The following is an 830-nucleotide window of genomic DNA, read 5'->3' as shown; positions in this document are numbered from 1 at the left end:
GCGTACATCTTCTGAGCGGTTTCGCCAGTCAAGAACTCCATTAGCTTAAGCGCGTTATCTCGGTTGGGAGCGTATTTCGCCATCGCCATACCAGAGATGTTCACGTGCGTGCCTGTTGTTTCTTGATTCGGGAAATTGATGTAAACCGCATCAGCCCAAGCTTTTTGCTCTTTGTCGTTAACCGTTTTGCCTAGGTAGTAGCTGTTACCCAAAGAAACATCACATAGACCTTCTTTGATCGCTTTTACTTGTGCACGGTCGTTACCTTGAGGTTTACGAGCAAGGTTCGCTTTCACGCCTTCCAACCATTCTTTCGTTTCTGCTTCGCCGTAGTGAGCGATCATCGAAGAAACAAGAGATACGTTGTATGGGTGCTTGCCGCTGCGAGTACAAATCTTACCTTTGTATTCTGGTTTGGCTAGATCAGCATAGTTAAAGTCCGCACCTAGTTTGCCAACACGGTCGCGAGAAGAGTAAACACTGCGAGTACGTAGCGTAAGTGCAAACCACTCATTCTCTTTGTCTTGGTACTGAGCTGGTACATTTTCTTCAATGATCTTGCTATCAACTTTCTGAACTAGACCTTTGTTTGTCAGTTCTGCTAGACGGCTGATATCAGTAGTCAGGACAACGTCCGCTGGGCTGTATTCGCCTTCCTGAGCTAGTTTCTCTGCTAGACCTTCCTTCGCAAATTTAACGTTTACTTTGATGCCAGTTTCTTTAGTGAACTCGTTGAACATTGGTTCAACTAGAAAAGGTTGACGGTAAGAGTAGACGTTCACTTCTTCAGCAGCCATTGCTGTTGGAGCTAGAGTAGCGCAAGTTAGTGC

The 830-nt window shown here is 45.8% G+C and carries 1 protein-coding gene; it reads right to left on the bottom strand.

Features of this window, described 5'->3' with window-relative positions; genetic code table 11:
* Positions 1 to 830: extracellular solute-binding protein (locus R7O13_RS25690; protein ID WP_318305048.1), on the bottom strand; the 830-nt coding region annotated here is incomplete at both ends.

The organism is Vibrio sp. Y176 (assembly GCF_033438945.1).
The sequence above is the reverse complement of the archived record's forward strand: the minus strand, read 5'-3'. Positions and strand labels throughout refer to the sequence as shown.